The sequence below is a fragment of the Rhizobacter sp. P3_B12 genome, from assembly GCF_056402895.1.
In genome coordinates this window covers 1-879 of record NZ_JBFUGN010001553.1, presented here as the reverse complement: position 1 = coordinate 879, position 879 = coordinate 1, and the positions used below count along the sequence as shown (strand labels likewise).

1 protein-coding gene is annotated in these 879 nt (G+C 72.1%); it reads left to right on the top strand.

Features of this window, described 5'->3' with window-relative positions; all coding sequences use genetic code 11:
• The first annotated feature begins 33 nt into the window (after nucleotides 1–33).
• Nucleotides 34–840 (top strand): SDR family oxidoreductase, encoded by an 807-nt coding sequence (locus AC1D01_RS36810; RefSeq protein WP_477874770.1) that lies wholly within the window; start codon nucleotides 34–36, stop codon nucleotides 838–840.
• Nucleotides 841–879 lie beyond the last annotated feature (39 nt).

Sequence of the window (879 nt, the reverse complement as noted above, 5' to 3'; positions counted from 1 at the left end):
GGTCAACGGGTGACCCAAGGGATGACCCAATAGATGACCCAACCGATGACCGCGATGGATGACAGCCTCGCGCCCRCCCGCTGGTGTGCCGTGACGGGCGCGAGCCGCGGCATCGGCCGCGCGGTCGCGCAGGGCCTGCTGGCGAGCGGCTTCAGCGTGATCGGCATCGCGCGCAACGCCGCGCTGCTGGCTGAACTCGAACGCGACTGGCCGCGCCGCTTCATCGCGCTGCCCCACGATGTCGCCCGGCCCGGCCTGCACGCCGCATTCGACCAGCTCGCCGAGCGCGGCCGCCTGCGGCTGCACGACATCGAACTCGCCGTGCACTGCGCCGGCTGCGCCTTCCAGGGGGCGCCGCTCACCGCGATGAGCGATGCCGAGCTGCACGCCACCATCAACACCAACGTGCTCGGCACCACGCTGGTCGTGCGCGACCTCGCCCGGCTGCTGCTGCAGCGCGGCAGCGGCACGCTGGTGGTGCTCGGTTCGATCGCCGGGCACGACGCCGCCCCGCTGATGGCGGCCTATGCCGCGAGCAAGGCCTACACGCAGCAGCTGTTGCGCTGCGTGCGCGCCGACCTGCACGGCTCGGGCGTGCGCGTCAGCTGCGTGCAGCCCGGCACCACCCGCACCGGCCTGCTCGACGGCCAGCCCGGCCTCGATGCCGCCGCCCGCTTCGAAGGCTTCGCGCCGCTCGAAGCGCACGACCTGGCCCGCACCATCGAATGGATCCACCAGCAGCCCGCGCACGTCAACGTGCAGGAAATCAGCCTCTTCCCGGTCGCGCAGAGCCTGTACGTGCGCGGCATCCATCGACACCCACCGGTTCCGGCGCGCTGACACCGCGCCCTTGCCCTCCTCCATCACAGGCCTCCACCA